This is a genomic window from Niallia sp. MER 6 (assembly GCF_023714395.1).
GTDB lineage: Bacteria > Bacillota > Bacilli > Bacillales > Cytobacillaceae > Niallia.
Window position 1 is genome coordinate 1 of sequence record NZ_JAMAUK010000088.1, and the last position, 1,613, is coordinate 1,613.

Here is a 1,613-nt window from a genome sequence, read left to right on the forward strand (position 1 = left end):
TGTCTACGCTTAAAGACTAAAGTTACCCTCAGTCCTCCAAGACTCGCTACGAGCGAATGGCTAGTTCTTACTCGGCGGGAATCCCACCCGCTATATGATACGACCTAGGCTCGGCCGCACAACTGCCTTGTTTCTACCATAAGCAAGCTTTTCATTTATTATAGGAACGCTCCCCTATTATTGCATAAACGGAAGGCCTCCAATTAATCGTGTCAGATAACAATCCAATCCAATCTTAACGAACTTGGTATGTTATTATCTTTATTTGGAGTACCCTATTACGTTTGAGTTATACAAGAAAAAGTATGATATGTAAAACAATTTCCTTATACTATTTAATTAATTTCAAAGTTGTCTTCGTGCATTTTACCGTCCTTTTCCCATATAACGGATATCTTATAAGTATAACCCTTTTTCGGAGGATTACTTCCATACAAATCTTCCACATAAAACGGATTTAGTCTAGTTTCAGCTCCTGCTTCATCTCTACCTTCATTAAATTCTGTGAAATCTGCTATTGTTTTTCCGTTTTCTAACCATTTTATTCCCTTAACTTTTATCTTTTGTTTATCTAGTTGCTTAATGCTTCCATACCACTCGCCTTGTTCGGCTTCATCTAGGGATTTTTTATATACTACCTTCCACATACCATTTTCAGATACTCCAGAAATTCTAATACTGTTGACATAAAAATATATACTCCCCACAAGAAGAACAAGCAGGAAAATTGTAATCCATTTATACTTTTTCTTTTTCATCCCAGTCTCTCCTTTCCCTGAAAAAACAAAAAAAAGTAAGAACCCTTTCTCACTTTATTATTTCAAATCAATCGTATCTGCATGTGTTTCACCATCTTTTATGTAGGTTACATCTACTTGATAGCACTAAAGGGCAGCATTTCTGTTTTCTTTTTTATTAATTGTTATTTTGTATTTTCAACTCGAATTTCCTTAATAGTTTTGTCTAGGGTTACTGAATCTAGATGGAATCGAAAAAATAGTGGTTCCTTTTCTTGATTTTTTGTCACGTACACGCTCCCATAAGCATCGATTATGGTGAATTCAGGATCTTTATAGGTTTCACTATTTTCCATAATGCTAGCTAAGAAATCGATATATTCTTTTGTGCCTATTCGATAATTTAAATTATGTTCTTTAAAATATTGATCAAGTAAATATTTTCCCTGACCAATTGTAAAACTATCAATATCTGCGTCAGATAAATCTTCATTTGCCATTTTTGCTTTTTTAATAGCCTGTTTCTGATTTTCCGTTAATAAATAGCGACTATCACTTTCTGATTGAATAATAACTGCTACAACAAAAATAACTATGATAATTAATACTAAACATACAGGAATAATGTGTTTTTTTCTCATAAACTTCCTCATTTCATGAGTTTTACCTAAGCTCATACTGACATTTTTATATTTCCTAAAGCTTCTTGAAATCCTTCTCTCACTCCTTCATTTTCAAACTATTGCCCTCCTTTCGTATTATAAGGTTAACCAGAAATGAAAATATTTCTAGTTGACCATTTTTTATATGGGCTTATTATAACTGTAGCCGGGGTAAAACGTAACTGCCAGTGGGACAGAGATCCCGTCTGCTAAA

2 protein-coding genes are annotated in these 1,613 nt (G+C 33.5%); both read right to left on the minus strand.

The genetic code is table 11. The annotated features are described in order from the left end of the window. Positions 1-335: 335 nt before the first annotated feature. A complete protein-coding gene (locus tag M3600_RS28275) occupies positions 336-758 on the minus strand; it encodes a hypothetical protein (RefSeq protein ID WP_251648549.1) in 423 nt (140 codons plus the stop codon). Between the two features lie 164 nt (positions 759-922). Then, a complete protein-coding gene (locus M3600_RS28280) occupies positions 923-1,378 on the minus strand; it encodes a hypothetical protein (RefSeq protein WP_233319557.1) in 456 nt (151 codons plus the stop codon). Positions 1,379-1,613: the final 235 nt, after the last annotated feature.

What these genes read in the sequence shown, in the direction of transcription:
- M3600_RS28275 (WP_251648549.1), bottom strand. Translation starts at nt 758, where the DNA reads ATGAAAAAGAAAAAGTATAAATGGATTACAATTTTCCTGCTTGTTCTT.
- M3600_RS28280 (WP_233319557.1), bottom strand. Translation starts at nt 1,378, where the DNA reads ATGAGAAAAAAACACATTATTCCTGTATGTTTAGTATTAATTATCATA.